This is a genomic window from Streptococcus sp. KHUD_016 (assembly GCF_051106465.1).
Taxonomy (GTDB): domain Bacteria; phylum Bacillota; class Bacilli; order Lactobacillales; family Streptococcaceae; genus Streptococcus.
In genome coordinates, this window is the sequence record NZ_CP193663.1 from 1294283 (window position 1) to 1313212 (window position 18930).

At 42.1% G+C, this 18930-nt stretch carries 19 protein-coding genes; all 19 read right to left on the minus strand.

Annotation, left to right across the window (positions count from 1 at the left end; genetic code table 11):
- Positions 1-48 precede the first annotated feature (48 nt).
- Entirely contained in the window at positions 49-1770 is a 1722-nt protein-coding gene (gene pabB / locus ACORHV_RS06060) for an aminodeoxychorismate synthase component I (protein WP_434397790.1), read from the minus strand.
- A 263-nt stretch (positions 1771-2033) separates the two neighbouring features.
- Entirely contained in the window at positions 2034-2597 is a 564-nt protein-coding gene (locus ACORHV_RS06065; RefSeq protein ID WP_434397792.1) for a TIGR01440 family protein, read from the minus strand.
- 109 nt (positions 2598-2706) lie between these two features.
- Positions 2707-4398, minus strand: coding sequence for a cache domain-containing sensor histidine kinase (locus tag ACORHV_RS06070; protein WP_434397794.1), 1692 nt, complete (start codon positions 4396-4398; stop codon positions 2707-2709).
- Positions 4395-5132, minus strand: coding sequence for a response regulator transcription factor (locus tag ACORHV_RS06075; protein ID WP_434397796.1), 738 nt, complete (start codon positions 5130-5132; stop codon positions 4395-4397). Before ACORHV_RS06075 ends, ACORHV_RS06070 begins: the two co-directional genes overlap by 4 nt.
- A gap of 70 nt (positions 5133-5202) precedes the next feature.
- Complete coding sequence (msrB, locus tag ACORHV_RS06080) at positions 5203-6315, minus strand: peptide-methionine (R)-S-oxide reductase MsrB (protein ID WP_434397798.1); 1113 nt, start codon at positions 6313-6315, stop codon at positions 5203-5205.
- Positions 6316-6324: 9 nt separating this feature from the next.
- Complete coding sequence (locus tag ACORHV_RS06085) at positions 6325-6888, minus strand: redoxin family protein (RefSeq protein WP_125328254.1); 564 nt, start codon at positions 6886-6888, stop codon at positions 6325-6327.
- A 13-nt stretch (positions 6889-6901) separates the two neighbouring features.
- Entirely contained in the window at positions 6902-7612 is a 711-nt protein-coding gene (ccdA2, locus tag ACORHV_RS06090; protein ID WP_125869207.1) for a thiol-disulfide oxidoreductase-associated membrane protein CcdA2, read from the minus strand.
- A gap of 163 nt (positions 7613-7775) precedes the next feature.
- Positions 7776-8327, minus strand: a complete 552-nt coding sequence (locus ACORHV_RS06095) for a GNAT family N-acetyltransferase (RefSeq protein ID WP_125328252.1) — start codon at positions 8325-8327, stop codon at positions 7776-7778.
- Between the two features lie 680 nt (positions 8328-9007).
- Positions 9008-9832: an ammonia-dependent NAD(+) synthetase gene (nadE, locus tag ACORHV_RS06100; RefSeq protein WP_434397802.1), complete on the minus strand. Its 825-nt coding sequence runs from the start codon at positions 9830-9832 to the stop codon at positions 9008-9010.
- Positions 9829-11289: a nicotinate phosphoribosyltransferase gene (locus tag ACORHV_RS06105; RefSeq protein ID WP_434397804.1), complete on the minus strand. Its 1461-nt coding sequence runs from the start codon at positions 11287-11289 to the stop codon at positions 9829-9831. Before ACORHV_RS06105 ends, nadE begins: the two co-directional genes overlap by 4 nt.
- 116 nt (positions 11290-11405) lie before the next feature.
- Positions 11406-11894 carry a DUF6773 family protein gene (locus ACORHV_RS06110; protein WP_000797150.1) on the minus strand — a complete coding sequence of 163 codons (489 nt, stop codon included), beginning with the start codon at positions 11892-11894 and terminating at the stop codon, positions 11406-11408.
- Entirely contained in the window at positions 11884-12093 is a 210-nt protein-coding gene (locus ACORHV_RS06115) for a helix-turn-helix transcriptional regulator (protein ID WP_001107502.1), read from the minus strand. The genes ACORHV_RS06110 and ACORHV_RS06115 overlap by 11 nt, the downstream gene beginning before the upstream one ends.
- A 198-nt stretch (positions 12094-12291) precedes the next feature.
- A complete protein-coding gene (locus ACORHV_RS06120) occupies positions 12292-12702 on the minus strand; it encodes a GNAT family N-acetyltransferase (protein ID WP_434397806.1) in 411 nt (136 codons plus the stop codon).
- 100 nt (positions 12703-12802) lie between these two features.
- Entirely contained in the window at positions 12803-14167 is a 1365-nt protein-coding gene (locus ACORHV_RS06125; protein WP_162285020.1) for an amino acid permease, read from the minus strand.
- A 76-nt stretch (positions 14168-14243) separates the two neighbouring features.
- The gene (gene greA, locus ACORHV_RS06130; RefSeq protein WP_000818765.1) at positions 14244-14726 is read right to left on the minus strand and encodes a transcription elongation factor GreA; all 483 of its coding nucleotides are present in this window, start codon (positions 14724-14726) and stop codon (positions 14244-14246) included.
- 62 nt (positions 14727-14788) lie between these two features.
- Complete coding sequence (mltG, locus tag ACORHV_RS06135; protein WP_434397809.1) at positions 14789-16534, minus strand: endolytic transglycosylase MltG; 1746 nt, start codon at positions 16532-16534, stop codon at positions 14789-14791.
- A gap of 74 nt (positions 16535-16608) precedes the next feature.
- Positions 16609-17112: a GNAT family N-acetyltransferase gene (locus ACORHV_RS06140; RefSeq protein WP_206283918.1), complete on the minus strand. Its 504-nt coding sequence runs from the start codon at positions 17110-17112 to the stop codon at positions 16609-16611.
- Complete coding sequence (locus tag ACORHV_RS06145; RefSeq protein ID WP_434397812.1) at positions 17109-17576, minus strand: GNAT family N-acetyltransferase; 468 nt, start codon at positions 17574-17576, stop codon at positions 17109-17111. Before ACORHV_RS06145 ends, ACORHV_RS06140 begins: the two co-directional genes overlap by 4 nt.
- Before the next feature lie 9 nt (positions 17577-17585).
- Positions 17586-18920: a UDP-N-acetylmuramate--L-alanine ligase gene (gene murC / locus ACORHV_RS06150; RefSeq protein WP_125389093.1), complete on the minus strand. Its 1335-nt coding sequence runs from the start codon at positions 18918-18920 to the stop codon at positions 17586-17588.
- Positions 18921-18930 lie beyond the last annotated feature (10 nt).

The following is an 18930-nucleotide window of genomic DNA, read 5'->3' on the forward strand; positions in this document are numbered from 1 at the left end:
CAATTCAAACAATTCAACATATCCATTATGTTTTTTAGTTTATGAAGTTTATTTAGAATTCATTTCCAACTCATACAATCCTCTCACTGCGTTACAGCCATAGACAGCTTCTGCTTGGTTCAAGTCTGCCAAAGTCAAGACTTTTTCCTCTACCTGTCCTGTTTTTAGCAAATGCTGACGATAGATTCCTGGCAAAATTCCTTGACTGGTAAGTGGTGTATAGAGTTTACCATTAATTTTTAAGATCAGATTTCCAATAGAAGTCTCAAGTAGTTCTCCTGACTTATTGTGGTAAATCTTCTCTTGCTCTCCTAGGCTTAAGTGCGGTCTGTGAGTGGTTTTGAAGTAGGTAAATGCTTGCTGCAAATCAGCTTCTTGCAGGCAGACTTTAGCCTGACAGAAGCTTGGACTAAGAGGTGTTAAGATTTGGCGACTGAGTTCTATCTCTCCAGATTTGCTGAGGATGATTCGCAAACGGTAGTCTTGATTAGCATCACAAACTTGGCACTCTTCCTCTATCTTTTGTCTCAGGTCTTCCGGATGAAAAGGATAGGCAAAATATCGACTCGCCTTTGTCAGTCTTTCAAGATGTTGTTCTTCAAACAGCAGTTGTTTTTTGCTGATTTTCCCAGTTGTAATCAATTGGAAACGTGCTTGTTTACGATAGAGTACAGCCGCCTTTTGATGAACCTCTCGGTATTCAGATTCCCAAGTACTATCCCAAGTAATCCCTCCGCCAACTCCATAGATAGCTTGGCCCATATAGAGTTGAATAGTCCGAATGGCGACATTAAAAATCCGGCGCCCACTTGGAAGCAAGAGACCAATCGTTCCGCAGTAGACTCCTCTGGGTTGGGGCTCCAAGTTCTTGATAATTTCCATGGTCGCAATTTTGGGAGCTCCTGTGATGGATCCACATGGAAAGAGCGAACGGAAGATTTCAACTAGGTCCACATCCTCTCGCAACTGACTCTTGATGGTCGAAGTCATCTGCCAAACAGTTGAATACTGTTCCACTTGGCAAAGACGCTCCACGTGCTCACTCCCCACCTCAGAAATACGGTTCATATCGTTGCGCAAGAGATCTACAATCATCATATTCTCAGAGCAATTTTTAGGATCCTGTTCTAGCCAACTAGCCTGTTCTAAATCTTCTTGGTTAGTAACTCCCCGCTGGGTTGTTCCCTTCATCGGGCGAGTCGTTAATTCCCGGTCATTTTGCTCAAAAAAGAGCTCTGGACTCATGGAAATCACTGCCATCTCATCATGTTCAACATAGGCATTGTAGCCCGCCTCCTGTTCTACCACCATACGATTGTAGATGGCAAAAGGATTGGCGTTTAAGTCTTGCTTGAGTTGGACGGTGTAGTTGACCTGGTAGGTGTCCCCTTGACGCAAATGATGGTGAATTTGGGCAATCGCCTTTTCATAGTCTGTCGCAGATGTTACTTCTTGCCACTTTGAAGGCAGATCTATTTCCTCATAAGTCAGAGGAATAGGTGATGTTTCTACCCTATCATGAACTGTAAAATATAGCAGATACTCTGCCAGTAAAGGAGCTTTATGAACTGCTAATTTCTCCTCAAATGCAGGTGCAGCCTCGTAACTGACATAGCCCACCACATAATAGCCTTGTTCTTGGTAGCTTTCCACCTGAGCCAGCAGGTCCGCCACTTCTGCTAAATCTCTCGTTTTTAACTCTTTGATCGGCTGGGTAAAAGTGTATCTCTCCCCCAAAGCCCTAAAATCTATCACTGTTTTTCTATGCATACCTTAAGTATAGCACAAAAAAGCCGACCTAGAACAGCTAAATCCAGCTTTGTTTACTGATTTCTATAACGAAAAAAATTCTCTACTTTACTTTTTCTACTTTTGGCAATTTTCCTTCAGATGGCGTCCCTTCTTCTTGTAAAAACTGATCTTATTTGGAGCACTTTACACAAAAATTCAACAAAAAAAGAACAGAGGAAGTCCTGGTATCTATACCATTTTTCCTCTGTCTTTTACTTTTCTTCTGTTACTACAGAATAAGTTCACGACTTTCTGATAGAATCTTGTGGATACTGCGCACGCGCTCCTCCGATTAGTTTGGGACGACTTGCAAGAGCCGTTACATGGGCATGCCCAATTTCTCTCAAAAGAGGGCGAATCGGAACCTGAACATGCTTGACATGCATGCCAATCGCAGTATCTCCGATATCCAATCCAGCATGGGCCTTAATAAATTCAACCTCAACTGGATCCCGCATAAACTTGAAGGCTGCCAACTGACCCGAACCTCCTGCATGAAGTGTAGGAAGGACACTGACGATTTCAAGACCAAACTGCTCTGCCACCTGACGTTCAACGACGAGGGCTCGATTGACATGTTCACAACCTTGAACGGCTAGATGAATACCTTTAGCCTCTAGGATAGCTAGAATGGTCTTCACAATGATTTCCCCAATTTCTTGACTGGATTCCTTGCCAATCTGACCACCTATCACCTCACTAGAAGAAAGGCCCAAAACAAAGATAGCTCCTTGCCTCAAATTAGCCTTGTCTATTACATCTTCTACAATCTGGCTTGTTGCTCTTTGAATGTCTTTTTCCTTCATACTTGATACCTCTTTTGTCACTATCTATCATATCTTTTTTTACGGATTTTATCAAGGCCAACTAATCATTCTGATTTTTAATAGTAAAACTCCCAGAGTGAACTGGGAGTTAACTAGTTTCAATTTTATTGATGTATATTTCAACCGTCGTCCCTTTTGAAGGTACAGAATCAATCTTCATCTGATAGTTTTCTCCAAAATGAAGTTTGAGTCGTTGGTCGACATTTTGAAGACCAACTCCCCCACGTTTGAGCTGACTTTGACTACTATCGCCAGCAGCTTGGAAACCAACACCATCATCCTCAATGCGGATGACAAGCCCTGAATCCTTTTTCTGGACGGAAACTTTAATATGTCCCTGTCCATCTTTCTCCTTGATGCCATGATAAAGGGCATTTTCTACAAGGGGTTGTAGCACCAGTTTAGGCAAGACTAAATTATCAAAGTCAGGATCTTCAGCAATTTCATACTCCAGCTTATCACCATAGCGTTGTTTCTGGATAAAGAGGTACTGGCGGACATGATTGATTTCATCAGAAAGAGAAATCAAATCCTTTCCTTGATTGAGCGCCAAGCGGAAATAGGTTGCCAAGGACTTGGTCACCTGAACCACTCGCTGACTATCCTGAAACTCAGCCATCCAGATGATAGTGTCCAAAGTATTATAGAGGAAATGGGGGTTAATCTGGCTCGACAGTGCTTGAAGTTCATACTGCCGGGTTGCTTCTTCCTGCCTGCGCACATCTGCCATCAACTGATCAATCTGATCCAACATGGCATTGAACTGACGAGTCACTTCTCTCAGTTCATAGGCACCAGCTTCCTTGGCACGAAGATTCTGAGCACCAGAAGCAATTTCCAGCATGGTTTCTCTAAGTTCCTTCAAAGGGGCAATCCAGCGTTTGAGACTGAACCACACCAAGCAGAGACAGGCAAGAAGAGATAAGGCACTAGCACCAAGCAAGGTCCACATGAGTTGACTCCGAACCTGGTCTAACTTCTCCAACGAAGACACGCCTATCACCGTCCAATCAGTTCCTGCAATCTGTTCCTGACTGACGTAGGATTGATGGTCTAGCGTATAGCCCTGCCCCGTCTCGATGTAGGGTTTCATAGCCTCCATTTCACTTGCTGAGCTATAGACAGTACGTTTAGGATGGTAGACAAATTCATGGTTTTCATTGATGATAAAGGCAAAACCCTGCTGGCCCAACTGGAGCTGGTTGAGATAGGCTTCCAGAGTTTCGTAGGAAATATCCAAACGAAGCACACCAAGATTGGCTCCCTTTGCATCAACAAGTTCTTGAGTGACAGAAATGACCCATTGACTATCTGATTTACGAGCCGGGGTCAAAACTGGCTTAGCTCCCTGATGAATGGCCTTTTGGTACCAATCCTCAGCCATCATATCAGAGGAGGTTTTCATCTGCACACTATCATCTGTAGAAATAACCTGACCGGATTTGGTGACCAGTACCACCGTTTTCAAGTCCTGGTCTGCCTTTAAGATGGTCAAAAACAGATCTCGGATTTCCTTTACCTTGTCTTGACTGGGATTCTCAGCATAGGCTAGGACATCTGCCTGCTGGGTCAAACTTGTCGAGGTGGTTTCTAATTTTTTGATATAAGACTGAATAAAGTGGCTAGTCTGGCTAATGGTCGTTTGGCTATTGCCCTCAATAGTGGTCTCAATAGCTGATGAACTAGATTGATAATAGAAAGTCCCAACCAGAGCTAGGAGAATGAGAAAGACCAGAAAGATGGAAATAACCATTCTGACTAAAAGAGAAGAACGCTTCATCGACCTTCTCCCTTCTTAAACTGACGAGGGGTCACACCTGCAATCTGTTTAAAACGTTGGGTAAAATAGTTCATATCTTCAAAGCCAACCTTTTCGGCTATCTGGTAAATCTTTAAATCCGTGGTCAGAAGCAAGAGCTTGGCTTGTTTAACACGCTCTCTCACCAGATAATCCTGAAAAGGCAGGCCCAACTCTTTCTTAATTAAGGAACTCAAATAAGTCGGACTAAAACCTAGGTCACTGGCCAAAGACTTCAAACTAAACTGACTGTCAGCCAGATGAGACTGGATTTTCTGGGCCAGATTTCCCTCAAACTTATCAGTTAATAAATCTTGTAACTGCTCTTCCTTTTCTTCCTTGTCTAGTTTTTGCTTGATTTTCCCCAACATTTCCTCAATATCCTGACGCGAAAAGGGTTTGAGCAAGTAGTCATCTACACCGAGTTTGACGGCAGATAAGGCATAATCAAAATCATCGTAACCTGTCAAAAAAACTAGGTGAACCTGAGGATAGGTTTCTCGGACCAGCCTGGCCAACTGGATGCCATTTAGCTGAGGCATATTGATATCGGTTAAAATGATGTCTGGCACCTGCTTTTGAATCAAGTCCCAAGCCTGTCTTCCATTTTCAGCCTGACCGATGATTTCCATATCGTAGGCCGCTACATTAACCAGCTTGGTCAATCCTTGTCTTACCAGATACTCATCTTCTACGATTAAGATTGTGTAGGTCATGCTCTGCTCCTTTACCACTTACTAGTATCAGTATAGCAAAATTCTCCTCTAACTGCTTAGGAAAGACTTCTTAATCGACATAATCTAGTAAATAGGCATAGCCTTTTTCTTCCATTTGGTCTTTGGGAATAAATCGGATAGAGAGACTATTGATACAGTAGCGTAAGCCACCCTTGTCCTGTGGTCCATCCGTAAAGACATGGCCAAGGTGAGAATCTCCAACTCGGCTCCGCACTTCCATGCGTGTCATATTGTAAGACTTATCTTCCTTGTAGGTAGCAACATCTGGGCTGATTGGTTGGGTGAAACTAGGCCAGCCACAACCAGACTCAAACTTGTCCTTTGATGAAAAGAGAGGTTCGCCAGTAGCTACATCTACATAGATACCAGATTCAAATTTATCCCAATAGCGGTTTGAAAAAGCTCGTTCTGTTTGATTTTTCTGGGTAACTGCATACTCCTCAGGTGACAAGGTCTTCTTCAATTCTTCATCACTTGGTTTAGGATATTTGCTGGCATCAATGACAGGGTAGGCAGCCTGATTAACATTGATATGACAGTAGCCATTTGGATTTTTCTTGAGGTAGTCTTGGTGATAATCCTCCGCCACCACAAAATTCTTCAAGTTTTCCTTTTCAACTGCCAGAGGTTGGTCATATTTTTTAGCAACTTCATCAAAGACTTGGTTGATTACTTCCAAATCCTTATCATCTGTGTAATAAACACCAGTACGATACTGGGTACCCACATCATTTCCTTGTTTATTTTTGCTGGTTGGATTGATAATGCGGAAATAATGAAGCAGAATTTCCTTGAGGGAAATTTGCTTGGCATCATAGGTGACATGGACAGTCTCTGCATGTCCTGTTTGGTTAATCAATTCGTACTTGGTTGTTTCCCCTCTACCATTTGCATAGCCTGAAACGGCATCTGTCACTCCGGAAACGCGTGAGAAGTATTCCTCCACTCCCCAGAAACATCCCCCAGCTAGATAAATTTCGTGCAAGTCTGCGTCTTTGCTCACTTCTGTTTTTTTCACTGTTTTTCCTCCTTGGCTAACGGATGCTTTCTCAATTTGCGAGCTATCTGTCTGCCCTGCATTTCGCGTCAATAGAAAATAAAAACCGGTTAGGGCTAGGAGAATGACCCCTGCCAAGACAAAAAGTTTTACTTTATCGTTCATAGCCTTTCTCTACCCCATTTCTTTCAATTCTTTTAAAATCATATCCTTATCCATAAAACCTGGTTGCGTTTTGACCAGCTTTCCTTCCTTGTCTATAAAGGCTTGAGTCGGGTAAGAACGAACACCATAACTTTCCAAAAGTTTGCCTGACGGATCAATTAAAACCGGTAAATTTTTATAATCCAATCCCTTGTACCAATTCTTAAAGTCCGCTTCTGCTTGCTCCCCCTTGTGTCCAGGTGACACTACCGTCAAGACCACGTAGTCATCACCAGCTTCTTTAGCAATTTCATCCGTATCTGGAAGACTGGCTAAACAGATAGAACACCAAGAAGCCCAGAATTTAAGATAGATTTTCTTGCCTTTGTAGTCAGATAAACGATAGGTCTTACCATCTACTCCTGTTAGTTCAAAATCAGCAACCGCCTGACCTTTAGTCGCAGTTTGTGAACTGACTTGTTCTGTTTTGGTTTGCTCCTTCATAGTAGCTTCGTCTGACATGTTTTTAGCCGAACAGGCTGCCAAACAACAGATTGAGCCTACTCCAAGGAGACATGTTTGCCATTTTTTCATTTCTTTTTCCTCTCTATTCAAATAATGTAGTCAAAATGGAAGCATTTCCCAAAAGCACCAAGATTCCCATCACGATAATGAGGAAACCACCCACTTTTTTGAGGATTCCGAGGTAAGGATGCAGTTTTCGGAAATGTTTCAAAACATAGCTGGAGGCGAGAGCTAGGACTAAAAATGGTAGCGCCAATCCCAGCGTGTAAACCAACATGAGACCAGCTCCCTGCCAAGCTCCTGAACCACCTGAAGCCGCCAAAGCCAAAACAGACCCCAGAACTGGCCCCACACACGGCGTCCAAGCAAAACTAAAGGTCAACCCCAGTAAAAATGCCTGACTATAGCCGTTCCCCTTTTGCCCCTGTCTCTTTAATTGTAGCCTTCTTTCCTTGTAGAGTCCCTGCAAATGTAAGACTTCCATCTGGTGCAAGCCCAAGAGAATGATAACCGTACCCGTCACATACTGAAACCAAGAAGCATACAGTAAATTGCCTAAAAAACCAGCTCCATAGCCCAGTAAGATAAAAACAAAGGAAATCCCCGCTATAAAGGCCAGAGTTCGCAATAAACTTACAAGTGAGATTGAAAATTTTCCGCTAGAATCCTGAGCATCATTCTTATCATCCAATAAGACTCCTGCATAGACTGGCAACAAGGGTAAGATACAAGGAGAAAAGAAGGAAAGAATTCCAGCAAGAAAAACACTGATAAAAAAGATTACATTGTCCATTGCCTTCCTCCATTCTTTGATTTGATAGGACTATTATAGCTCCAAAACTCCAGAAAAAACAGGGACAATGATAGGGAAAAATAGGAATTTAATCAGTTTATTTAGAAATCTGGCACAAAAAAAGCCAGACAAGGTCTGACTTTGGTAGAAACAGGAAAGAGAATCACCTGTCTTCCCTGCTTATCTGGTAATAAATAAGGTCCGCAACGTAGTCTTTTCTCTCCACACCATTGGCAATGGTTTTTAGATAAGACATTCCCGCTTTTTCCATAACACGGCCTGAAGCTAGATTGAGACTAGCGTAGCGAGCTCTGACTTTTTGAAAGCCTGCTTGAGTAAAACAAAAATCTAACACAGCTTTCAAGGCCTCTGTCATCATACCTAGGCCCCAAAAGTTTTTTCCTAAAACATACCCAATTTCACAACTTAAATCTTCCTCGTGCATTTCAATGATGCTGATATCTCCTATCACATGCTCTGGGTTCTCTTTGAGACAAATGGCCCATTTGTAATAGTTGGGATTAGTATAGGATGCAACCCAATTTCGAATCGAGTTCCGAGTCACCTCGACATCAGGATGAGGATCCCAGGTGACATAGGTCAGATTCTTAGCAGACGAAGCCCAATTTTGAAACATGGCTTCCGCATCACTCTCCACAAATCTTCTCAAAATCAAACGTTCTGTCTGTAATATTTGCGTACCGGTTGCTTTCATAATGTTACCTCGCTTTCTAAGCTTAAGGCTCAAGATAAAAAGACTATACTCAGTAACAGCTAGAAAACAAGTTTTTCATCTAGTTACTTGACGCAGTAGCTGTCTGGTTTGAAATGCACTTTACCAAGCTTCTTCAAACCTAGTCATCGTTGCGGGGGTGAGACAAGGAAAATCGAACTCTTCGAGTTACCGAATCTGACTCGTTTTCCTGTTTCTAGACTCGGGCTGAAAAGGTCCCCCGGACCTTCCTCGCTTTCTCATTTCCAGGCTCAGGGTAAAAAGACTATACTCAGTAACAGCTAGAAAACAAGTTTTTCATCTAGTTACTTGACGCAGTCGCTGTCTGGTTTGAAATGCGCTTTACCAAGCTTTTTCAAACCTAGTCATCGTTGCGGGAGTGAGATAAGGAAAATCGAACTCTACGAGTTACCGAATCTGCCTCGCTTTCTCATTTCTAGACTCGGGCTGAAAAGGTCCCCCGGACCTTCCTCGCTTTCTCATTTCTAGGCTCAGGGTAAAAAGACTATACTCAGTAACAGCTAGAAAACAAGTTTTTCATCTAGTTACTTGACGCAGTCGCTGTCTGGTTTGAAATGCGCTTTACCAAGCTTTTTCAAACCTAGTCATCGTTGCGGGGGTGAGACAACGAAATCGAACTCTTCGAGTTACCGATTTCTGTCTCACTCCCAAAAGTCATCAAATACGGTGATTGGTAGGTGGCGTTTGTGTTGGCCTTTGTGCCACCAGTTTTCGATAGTCGCTTGGGCTTCTGGGCTGATTGTTTTGCCTTCAAGGTAGTCATCAATTTCATTGTAAGTGACTCCCAAGGCTACTTCGTCAGCAAGTCCTGGTTTGTCTTCTTCTAGGTCTGCTGTTGGGATTTTTTCATAAAGGGCTGGGTCTGCACCAAGTTCCTTCAAGAGTTGTTTTCCTTGGCGTTTATTGAGGCGATAAAGTGGGAGAATGTCTGCACCACCGTCACCAAACTTGGTAAAAAATCCTGTGATATTTTCCGCAGCATGGTCTGTTCCAATGACAGCTCCACTATGGGCACCCGCAAGGGCATATTGAGCAATCATACGACTACGCGCCTTGATATTTCCCTTGTTAAAATCTGAAACAGGACTTCCTGTCGCTTCAACTGCAGCTGCCAAGGAATCAGCTGATTCCTTGATATTCACAACCAAGCTGACATCTGGTTGGATGAAAGCGAGGGCTTTTTGAGCATCCTCTTCGTCAGCTTGGACTCCATAAGGAAGCCGGACAGCGATAAATTGGTAGCTGTCATCCCCTGTCTCTGCTCGCATTTCTTCCATCGCTAATTGCGCCAAGCGCCCTGCCAAGGTTGAGTCCTGACCCCCAGAAATCCCTAGTACAAAGGTTTTAAGGAAAGGGTGTTTTTTCAAGTATCTCTTTAAGAAGTCAATGGAACGACGAATTTCTTCCTGGGCATCAATCACTGGTTTGACGCCCAGTTGCTGGATAATGGTCTCTTGCAAACTCATTCTTCTTCTCCTTCACCAAGAGCTTCCTTGCGCATCTTATCAATCAAGTCCATCTTATCTTGCCAAATATCACGCGCCAAGTCCACTGGATAATGTTGCGGATTGAGTACCCGTTTATACTCATCCCAAAGCTTGTCGAATTCCTTACGAGCATAGGCCTGAATCTCAGTCAAACTAGGCAAGTTGTAAACTAATGTTCCTTCTTTGAAAATATCCACCAAGAGAGGAACGGCATCAAAATTTCGAACGGTCTTCTTGATGTAAGTATATGTCGGATGGAACATTTTGATTTCTGTCATACTGGCAACATCCACACCGTCATAGGTGATGTAGTCACCTTCTGACTTGCCTTTTTCACGACTAGTAATGCGCCATACCTGCTTCTTACCTGGGGTCGATACTTTTTCAGCATTGCTTGAAAGCTTGATGGTATTGCGCATCTTACCAGTTTCATCTTCGATCGCTACAATCTTATAAACCGCTCCAAGAGCTGGCTGGTCATAGGCTGTAATCAGCTTGGTACCCACCCCCCAAACGTCAATCTTAGCGTGTTGCATTTTGAGGTTAAGGATAGTATTTTCATCGAGGTCATTGGAAGCGTAAATTTTGGCATCTGGATATCCAGCCTCATCTAACTGTTGGCGAACTTTCTTGGAAATATAGGCTATATCCCCTGAGTCGATACGAACGCCTTTAAAATTAATCTTGTCTCCCAGTTCACGAGCAACCTGAATGGCAGCTGGCACACCGATGCGAAGCGTATCATATGTATCTACTAGAAAGACACAGTCACGATGGGTTGACGCATAAGCCTTGAAGGCTTCATAGTCGTTTCCATAAACCTGTACCAAGGCATGGGCGTGGGTTCCTAGGACTGGAATACCAAAGAGCTTCCCTGCTCGCACATTGCTAGTTCCGTTGGCTCCACCAATCACGGCTGCTCGTGTACCCCAGATAGCAGCATCCATTTCTTGCGCACGACGTGTCCCGAATTCCATCAAAGGCTCATCTTCAATGACCGAACGAATACGAGCTGCCTTGGTCGCTATCAAGGTTTGAAAGTTAACGATGTTTAAGAGAGCCGTTTCGACCAATTGACATTGGGCTAGAGGTCCTTCAACCTGCACAATCGGCTCATTAGCAAAAACCAAGTCCCCTTCCTGAGCAGAACGAACCGTTAGTTCTAACTTGAGATTTCGTAGGTAATCCAAGAATTCTCCATGATACCCAAGCGTCTCCAAGTAGGCAATATCGCTATCTGAAAAGCGTAAGTCTTCAAGATAATGTACAATTCTTTCCAAACCAGCAAAAACCGCATAGCCGTTCTGAAAAGGTTGCTGGCGGAAGTAAACCTCAAAAACCGCCTTCTTATTGTGAATCCCTTGGTCAAAGTAAACTTGCATCATGTTAATCTGGTACAAGTCCGTGTGCAATGTCAAACTATCATCTGGATACATCTGTTTTCCTTCTTCCTACTTTACAAAGGTATGAATGTATTCTACCACTTTCACACCATCCGATAAATTAGTACTATTATAACACATTTTACTGAGATTGATAAAAAGCTAACAAGCTATTCTCCATTCTCCAGTTCATCCATATCTTGCTCAAACTTTTTTTGAGCCCATTCGCCATAACTTTTAAGGCCAAGATTGCCGATAAAAACCCAAGGAAGGTAGATCAGATAAGTGATGGCCCAAGCAGACAAATATTTAACGTTCAAAGGATTGTGCTGATAAATTTCGATATTGAATTGATAATTCTCCAACATCAAGAGAGTCGTAATAGCGAGAGTCACCAGCAAACACCCTCCAATCGTAAAATGAAAACGACTATAGTAGGTCACTCCAAGTTGTCGTGTACGATTGAAAAAGAAGAAAATTCCTAAAAGAAGGGTAACCAGAAGAATATTAGGATTAAAAAGAGCAGGTGATAATACAGCCACCAGATAGCTTAGCAGAATGAGCCCGATAAACACATTAAAAGACTCTGTCCCAGCTTTGTTAATCAGTTGTTCTTCTCTTTCGTCTAATAATTGATAATAAAAAAATCTATTTTTCATCTTCTTCCTCCCAAAATAATTGATCTAAAGTTTTGCCTAAACATCTGCAAATGGACTGACAGAGGGAGAGACTAGGATTGTATTTCCCAGCTTCAATCAAGCCTATAGTCTGCCTAGTAACACCCACAGCCTCTGCCAAATCCCCTTGTGTTAAATCACGCTCCACCCGAGCTAATTTTAATTTTAAATTTTTAGCCACTAGCGTCCTCCTTCAACATTTTAAAAAGTTGCGCTTCTTTTAAAAAAATTATACCATATATCTAACTTAATGCAATATATAAATGTCATTTTGTAAGATTTTATTAACAAAAAAACTCCCTATCATCTTACATGATAAAGAGAATTCGTTCTTTTTTGATACTTAGACAAGCTCCTCTTCAAAGGAAAGAAGTCTAGATCACAAATCCTTTTGGTAATAGTATCTTTGTCCTGTGTAGGGATAGTCTTCCAAGATAAAAACTTCCTTGTAGCCATGACTTAGATAAAAATCTGGCGCTTGAAACTGGTAAGTATTGACAAAAGAAAAACGACAGTTTCGATTCTTGGCTTCATTTTCTGCTCGCTGCAATAGTTTCGAACCGATTCCTTGTCCTCGTAGCTCCTCTTTCACAAACAAATATTCGATTTCCAGCCAATTTCCGAAAGTCTCAGCTACTAAGCCCGCCATGAGATTGCCCTTTTCGTCTTCGAGATAAAGATTCAGTGGCTCGCTCTCAGCCTCTTCTCTTTTGGAACGATTATAAGCACGAATCAAATCCCCTATTTCTTGCGCTTTAAGCGATTCCTTATTTTCCAATCTAACGTGCATTCAAACCTCCTAATAAACTGCTACAGCTTGATTATAATCCTATTTCAATAGACTGTCAAACTAGAAAAAACTCACCAAGCAGAGTTGATGAGTCCATGAGTTATTTTCTAAATTTCCACTGGCTATAAATCCCAAAAACAAGGATCCAGATGGCAGAACCAACTGCCCCCATAAAGGTAGACTCTTGCAAAAAGAGAGTCGCAAAAACAAAGACGAAAAAGAGAATGGTTAGGGGATTAAGCAAGCGATACTGAGGCATGAGGTAGCCATCAGCCATGAAGTCTTGTGACTTGCGGTATTTGAGATGGGCCACCATAATCAAGATATAAATCGCGATGTAAACACCTGATGAAGATGCGGTGATCAAAGCAAAGGCATCTGAAACACCTGGCAACACATTGATAAAGGCAGCGAGAGCAATCAAGATCGCTGAGGCGATGATGGCATTTTGTGGAACATTGTGGCGAGAAAGGGTATCGACCTTAATGGCCTTTAAGAAACGATTGGGCGAATCATGGGCAATCTGATATAAGTGTCTCCCTGTTGAGTAGAGAGTTGAGTTAAGAGCAGACGCCGCTGATGTCAAGACAACAAAGTTGATTAGAGCCGCCGCCCACTTGATCCCTGCCAGTTCAAAAACCGTTACAAATGGAGAATCTGAAGAATTAAGATAAGACCAAGGAATAATGGCCATAATCGCAATGAGAGCTCCCCCGTAGAAGAAGATAATTCTGAGAGGAATTTCCTTAACAGCTTTGGGCAAGACCTGACGAGGGTTCTTTGTTTCAGAAGTTGTTACCCCGATAAACTCAATCATCAGATAGGCAAAAAATACCATTTGAAAGGCCATGACAAAGTTCATAACTCCGTTTGGAAAAAGAGAGAACTGGTCGCTGATATTTGCCAAGCTTGCAACACCATGCGGTGTCTTAAAGCCTGTCAAAACCATAAATACCCCAGTGGCAATCATGGCTAAAATCGCCACAATCTTGACCATAGCAAACCAAAACTCGACTTCGCCAAAGAGCTTAACTGCAATCAGATTGACCAAAGCCAAAATCGTTAAAAAGACAAGCTGAATCATCCAGCTAGGCCATGTGGGAAACCAGAAGCGGACATAGTCTGAGATGGCAGTGATTTCTGCCATACCGATAAAGACAACTGACAACCAATAAGACCAAACTGAGAAATATCCCCAGCCTTTCCCCAAATGACGGGTGATAAAGTTGATAAAGGTATGTTGTTCTGGATCTTGATACAGCATCTCCCCAACAGCCCTCATCATCAAAAACATAAAGGCTCCTGTAATCATGTAAATCAGAATGATCGAAGGTCCAGTAAGGCTGATAGAGCGACCAGCGCCTAGGAAAAGTCCTGTTCCGATTGTTCCCGCAATAGCCATCACCTGAACATGGCGATTGGTTAATCCACGCTCCATTTTATTTTTCTTCTTATTTGAACTCATATAGTCTCCTATTTATCCAAAAAACCAAAAAGGAGTTGAGCAAGGTAAAACCTTCACTACTCCTTTTTCATCCTATTTAGGCTGTTTTCTCAACCTTTAAGATTTTGACATCATAGCTACCAACTGGTGTTTCAATCGTTGCAGTATCGCCAGTCTTCTTGCCAATCAAAGCACGGCCAATCGGACTTTCATTTGAGACTTTACCAGCAAAAGCATCTGCACCTGCAGAACCAACAATGATGTAGACCTCTTCTTCGTCTTCACCGACTTCTTGGATTGTTACTGTTTTACCGATTGCTACCTCATCTTGGGCAACTGCATCGCTATTAACAATTTCAGCATAACGAATTTTTGTTTCTAGACTTGAAATTTGTCCTTCAACAAAAGCTTGTTCATCTTTCGCTGCTTCATACTCACTATTTTCTGAAAGGTCTCCATAGGAACGAGCAATCTTGATACGCTCTACGACTTCGGGACGACGGACGAGTTTCAACTCCTCTAATTCTTTTTCTAGTTTTTCCTTTTCTTCAAGGGTCATTGGGTAAGTTTTTTCTGCCATTTTTTAAACTTTCTTTTCTATTTACTTTTTTAAAACAAAATTATGTGGAAAACCACATAATTTTAGTTTGAACTACTTGCTTGAGGTAACTTGCTATTGATATGCTCTGCAACGTTTTGATCATGTTCTTCTTTTGTTGTTGCAAAGTATACTTTACCATCTTCAACATTTGCTACAAAGTACAAGTACTCACTCTTTGTCTGGTTTACACTTGCTTCAATCGCATCCGAACTTGGGCTATCAACCGGTCCAGGCATGAGGCCAAGGTGTGTGTAAACATTGTATGGTGAATCAATCGTTGTATCAATTCCAGCGTCATCTGCTAAACTAATCTTTTGACCAAGTTTTCCTTGAGCATATAGGATAGCGATATTACTTTGAAGTGGCATACCAGCATTCAAGCGGTTATAGAAGACACCTGCGATTTTCTTGCGGTCTTCGGTCTTAGCACCTTCTTTTTCGACAAGAGAAGCAATGCTGAGCAATTCATTAACTGTCAGATTCTTTTCTTTGATCGTAGCGTAATATGGTGACATAGCCTTGTCCATAGCAGCTACCATCTCATCAATCAAACTTTCAACAGTTGTACTGTCTTTGATCGTATAGGTTGCTGGGAAAAGGTAGCCTTCAAGACGATAACGAACGCCACTGTCTTTTGTTGGAAGACTTCCAAGTAGGTTTGGATACTTGGCTACTAATTGTGAGATAAAGGTCTCATCTTGAGCTTTTGCCAAGAAAGCATCCGCAGTAAGAGGTTCTTTAAATTCACCTTGAAGTTGTCCTACTGTTTGAGCGATTTGCTCTAATGTATAGCCTTCTGGAATGGTCAAGTTTGCAAGAACAGGTGCCTGAGCTTCAGGAGTCCCACCTTTTTGCAATTCTTGAATCAATTCATCCGTACTCATACTCTTCTTCAAGTTATAATAACCTGACTTCAAGTTAGCATGACTATAGTATTTAGCATAAAGGCTAAAGATAAGTCCATGTTTAACCAAACCAGATTTTTCCAAGGTGCTTCCAATTTCTTGAACATTTGCACCATCTGGGATTTGAACCGTTACGTAATCCTTAGAGCTCGCATCAACAGGTTTCAAAGAATCTTGAACGTAACCATAACCAAAGTAACCACCAACTGCAACGAGTACTAGGAGAACTAGAACTGTTACTAGGCAACCTTTAGCTTTTGATTTTTTCTTAGTTGATGTTGCACCTTGACGACGACTACGACGTGGAGCATCAGCTAATCCACTGCTGGATTCTGTAGAAACAGGCTCAACTCTTTCAGGCATTCCTGGAGTGATTTCCTCTTTCTTGTCTTCTGTTTTATATGTTACGGCAACCTTAGTCGGAGTATCGTTAAATTCTTTTTCTTCGGGTTTAAGCTCAACTGGTTCTACCTTAGGTTGAACGGGTTCCACTACAGGTTCTTCAGCCAGATGAATCGGTTCTACTAGAGGTTCTTCAGATTCTACAACTTCAATCTTGTCGATGATTGGCTGTCTAATCTCTTTCTCTTCTTGGTCATCCGTTTCATCAGTTCTAGCACTTGAAAGTGGAGGAACACTTGGTGCATTTTTTAGGATTTTATCGACAACAGATAGGGAATCAGCCATCAACTCTTCTGTTGATGTTTCTGGTTCAAGATCTGAAGGAGTTGCTGAACTAGCTTGAGATGATGAAGCCGTCAGATTTGGAATCTCTACTTCTTTCTCTCTTCTATCTTGTTCTTTTACTCTTTCTAAATCACGTAGAATCTGCTCTTTAAAGCTTAATTTTTCTTCTTCTCTTGATTTTTCAGTCAAAAGCATTACCTCCTTGTTGACAATCCATAATATTATATCTTAAAAGTCGCAGAAAAGCAACCAACTAGGGCATTCCCTAGCTAGTTTTCTTTATTTTCAGGCTGCCAGACCATATCATACCATGTTTCCCCAGCAAAGTTTGACTGGGATATTCCTTCATTAACAAAGCCGTGCTTTTCATAATAGGCGATAAGGTAATCATGACACGTCAGATTAATGCCCTCTCGTTCATGTTCTAAAGCGACTTCTTTCAGAGCCTTTAATAGTCTTTTCCCCACTCCCAAAGCTTGTGCTTCCTTGGCAATAGATAGGCAAGTCACAGAAATATAACCTCCAGGTTGATGGCTATAGTCTTTTATTTCTTCTGTAAAGGACTGATCATGTAGATGGCGGTGCGGAACGACTGGACCTTCGATATAACCAAGAATACGCCCCTCTTTTTCAGCTACCAGAAAACTGGTCTGAATTTCCTGCAAATGGGCCTCAAAGACCGAACGAGGAATGGCTTCCTCAAGGGAAAAATTCTCTAGCTCTATCTCTATAATCCGATCTAAATCTGAAAATCTTGCTTGTCTGATTTTCATATTTCCTCCTGATAAAAAGGATTGCCCCAAATCAGATACCATTCAGAACCACTGCCATAATGACTCTCTGACACTTCTTCTTCAACAAAGCCATTCATTTCAAAATATGATAGTAGTTCATCAGGACTCTGCAAAAGAATACCTTGGTGATTTAGTTCGACTGTCACCTGTTTCAAGGCTGCAAGAAGAAGAGTTCCCAGTCCCTGTCCCCAATGGTCAGGATGAATAGTCAAGGATTTTACTTCTATCCATTTGGGATGAATAGACTGAGCTTCTCCCAAAACATAGCCCACGAGCTGATTTTCATCCCCAGCTACAAGAAAGGTACCCGCAGTCTTGCGGATACTCTCTTCTAAAGATTGGCGGCTAAGTGACTCTTCTGATGAAGGATTGGCTTCTTCAATCGCCAACATTTCTTCTAAATCTGATAAGGTAGCTTGCCTTATAGTGATTGGAATTTCCATCTGTTTTCCTTATTGGACGTTGCTTGTCAAGTTAGACAAGAGACGTTCAAATGAATATTCATAGGTTTGGATGTCTCCTGCACCCATAAAGACGTAAACAGCATTGTCATGGTCTAGGAGTGGAGAGACATTTTCAACAGTGATAACCTGGTGTTTCTTGTTGATTTTATTGGCTAAGTCTTCTACTTTGACATCACCATGGTCCACTTCACGGGCTGATCCATAGATTTGCGCTAGGTAGACGGCGTCTGCTTGATTCAAAGCATGGGCAAATTCGTCCAACAAGGCAATGGTTCTTGTAAAGGTATGCGGTTGGAAGATTGCCACGATTTCCTTGCTTGGGTATTTTTGACGAGCAGCATCCAAGGTTGCAATGATTTCTGTTGGATGGTGGGCAAAATCATCGATAATCACCGTGTCATTGACAATTTTCTCAGTGAAACGACGCTTAACACCAGCAAATGTTTTCAGGTGTTCACGCACCAAGTTCAAATCAAATCCTGCTGTGTAAAGCAATCCAATCACTGCTGTCGCATTCATAATATTGTGACGACCAAAGGTTGGGATGTGGAATTGTCCCAATTCTTGACCACGGAAATGAACGGTGAAGGTTGAACCAGTCGTAGAACGAAGGAGATCGCTAGCTACAAAGTCATTGCCTTCTGCTTCAAAACCATAATAGTAGATTGGTGCATCAGACGTAATTTTACGCAATTCTGCATCTTCACCGTAGACAAAAAGACCCTTGGTAATTTGTTTAGCATAGTCGTTAAAGGCATTGAAAACATCCTCTAGACTTGTGAAGTAGTCTGGATGGTCAAAGTCAATGTTGGTGATGATAGAGTATTCTGGGTGGTAAGGCATGAAATGGCGCTCATATTCGTCTGACTCAAAGACAAAATATTTGGCATTGGCTGAGCCGCGACCTGTCCCGTCACCAATCAAGAAGCTGGTGTCTGTGATGTGAGACAAGACGTGTGACAGCATACCTGTTGTTGAAGTTTTTCCATGTGCTCCTGCCACTCCCATGCTGACAAAGTCGCGCATAAAGCTACCTAAGAATTCGTGGTAACGTTTGTAGCTGATACCATTTTGATCTGCATAGGCGATTTCAACGTTGTTATCTGGACGGAAAGCATTCCCCGCGATAATCTCCACATCACCTTGTAGGTTCTTTTCATCAAAAGGAAGAATCGCAATCCCTGCCTGCTCTAGTCCACGTTGAGTAAAGTAGTATTTTTCAACGTCTGAACCTTGAACCTTGTGTCCCATTTGGTGCAACATCAAGGCTAGGGCACTCATCCCTGATCCCTTGATTCCAATAAAATGATATGTTTTTGACATGCTTTTCCCC

Bases quoted from the DNA above. Each gene is read 5' to 3' on its own strand.
- ccdA2 (WP_125869207.1), bottom strand. From the start codon at position 7,612: ATGGACAATGTAATCTTTTTTATCAGTGTTTTTCTTGCTGGAATTCTT.
- ACORHV_RS06105 (WP_434397804.1), bottom strand. From the start codon at position 11,289: ATGTATCCAGATGATAGTTTGACATTGCACACGGACTTGTACCAGATT.
- ACORHV_RS06075 (WP_434397796.1), bottom strand. From the start codon at position 5,132: ATGACCTACACAATCTTAATCGTAGAAGATGAGTATCTGGTAAGACAA.
- ACORHV_RS06120 (WP_434397806.1), bottom strand. From the start codon at position 12,702: ATGCACGTTAGATTGGAAAATAAGGAATCGCTTAAAGCGCAAGAAATA.
- msrB (WP_434397798.1), bottom strand. From the start codon at position 6,315: ATGAACGATAAAGTAAAACTTTTTGTCTTGGCAGGGGTCATTCTCCTA.
- ACORHV_RS06070 (WP_434397794.1), bottom strand. From the start codon at position 4,398: ATGAAGCGTTCTTCTCTTTTAGTCAGAATGGTTATTTCCATCTTTCTG.
- ACORHV_RS06125 (WP_162285020.1), bottom strand. From the start codon at position 14,167: ATGAGTTCAAATAAGAAGAAAAATAAAATGGAGCGTGGATTAACCAAT.
- pabB (WP_434397790.1), bottom strand. From the start codon at position 1,770: ATGCATAGAAAAACAGTGATAGATTTTAGGGCTTTGGGGGAGAGATAC.
- ACORHV_RS06140 (WP_206283918.1), bottom strand. From the start codon at position 17,112: ATGAAAATCAGACAAGCAAGATTTTCAGATTTAGATCGGATTATAGAG.
- nadE (WP_434397802.1), bottom strand. From the start codon at position 9,832: ATGAGTTTGCAAGAGACCATTATCCAGCAACTGGGCGTCAAACCAGTG.
- ACORHV_RS06145 (WP_434397812.1), bottom strand. From the start codon at position 17,576: ATGGAAATTCCAATCACTATAAGGCAAGCTACCTTATCAGATTTAGAA.
- greA (WP_000818765.1), bottom strand. From the start codon at position 14,726: ATGGCAGAAAAAACTTACCCAATGACCCTTGAAGAAAAGGAAAAACTA.
- ACORHV_RS06095 (WP_125328252.1), bottom strand. From the start codon at position 8,327: ATGAAAGCAACCGGTACGCAAATATTACAGACAGAACGTTTGATTTTG.
- ACORHV_RS06065 (WP_434397792.1), bottom strand. From the start codon at position 2,597: ATGAAGGAAAAAGACATTCAAAGAGCAACAAGCCAGATTGTAGAAGAT.
- ACORHV_RS06110 (WP_000797150.1), bottom strand. From the start codon at position 11,894: ATGAAAAATAGATTTTTTTATTATCAATTATTAGACGAAAGAGAAGAA.
- ACORHV_RS06085 (WP_125328254.1), bottom strand. From the start codon at position 6,888: ATGAAAAAATGGCAAACATGTCTCCTTGGAGTAGGCTCAATCTGTTGT.
- murC (WP_125389093.1), bottom strand. From the start codon at position 18,920: ATGTCAAAAACATATCATTTTATTGGAATCAAGGGATCAGGGATGAGT.
- mltG (WP_434397809.1), bottom strand. From the start codon at position 16,534: ATGCTTTTGACTGAAAAATCAAGAGAAGAAGAAAAATTAAGCTTTAAA.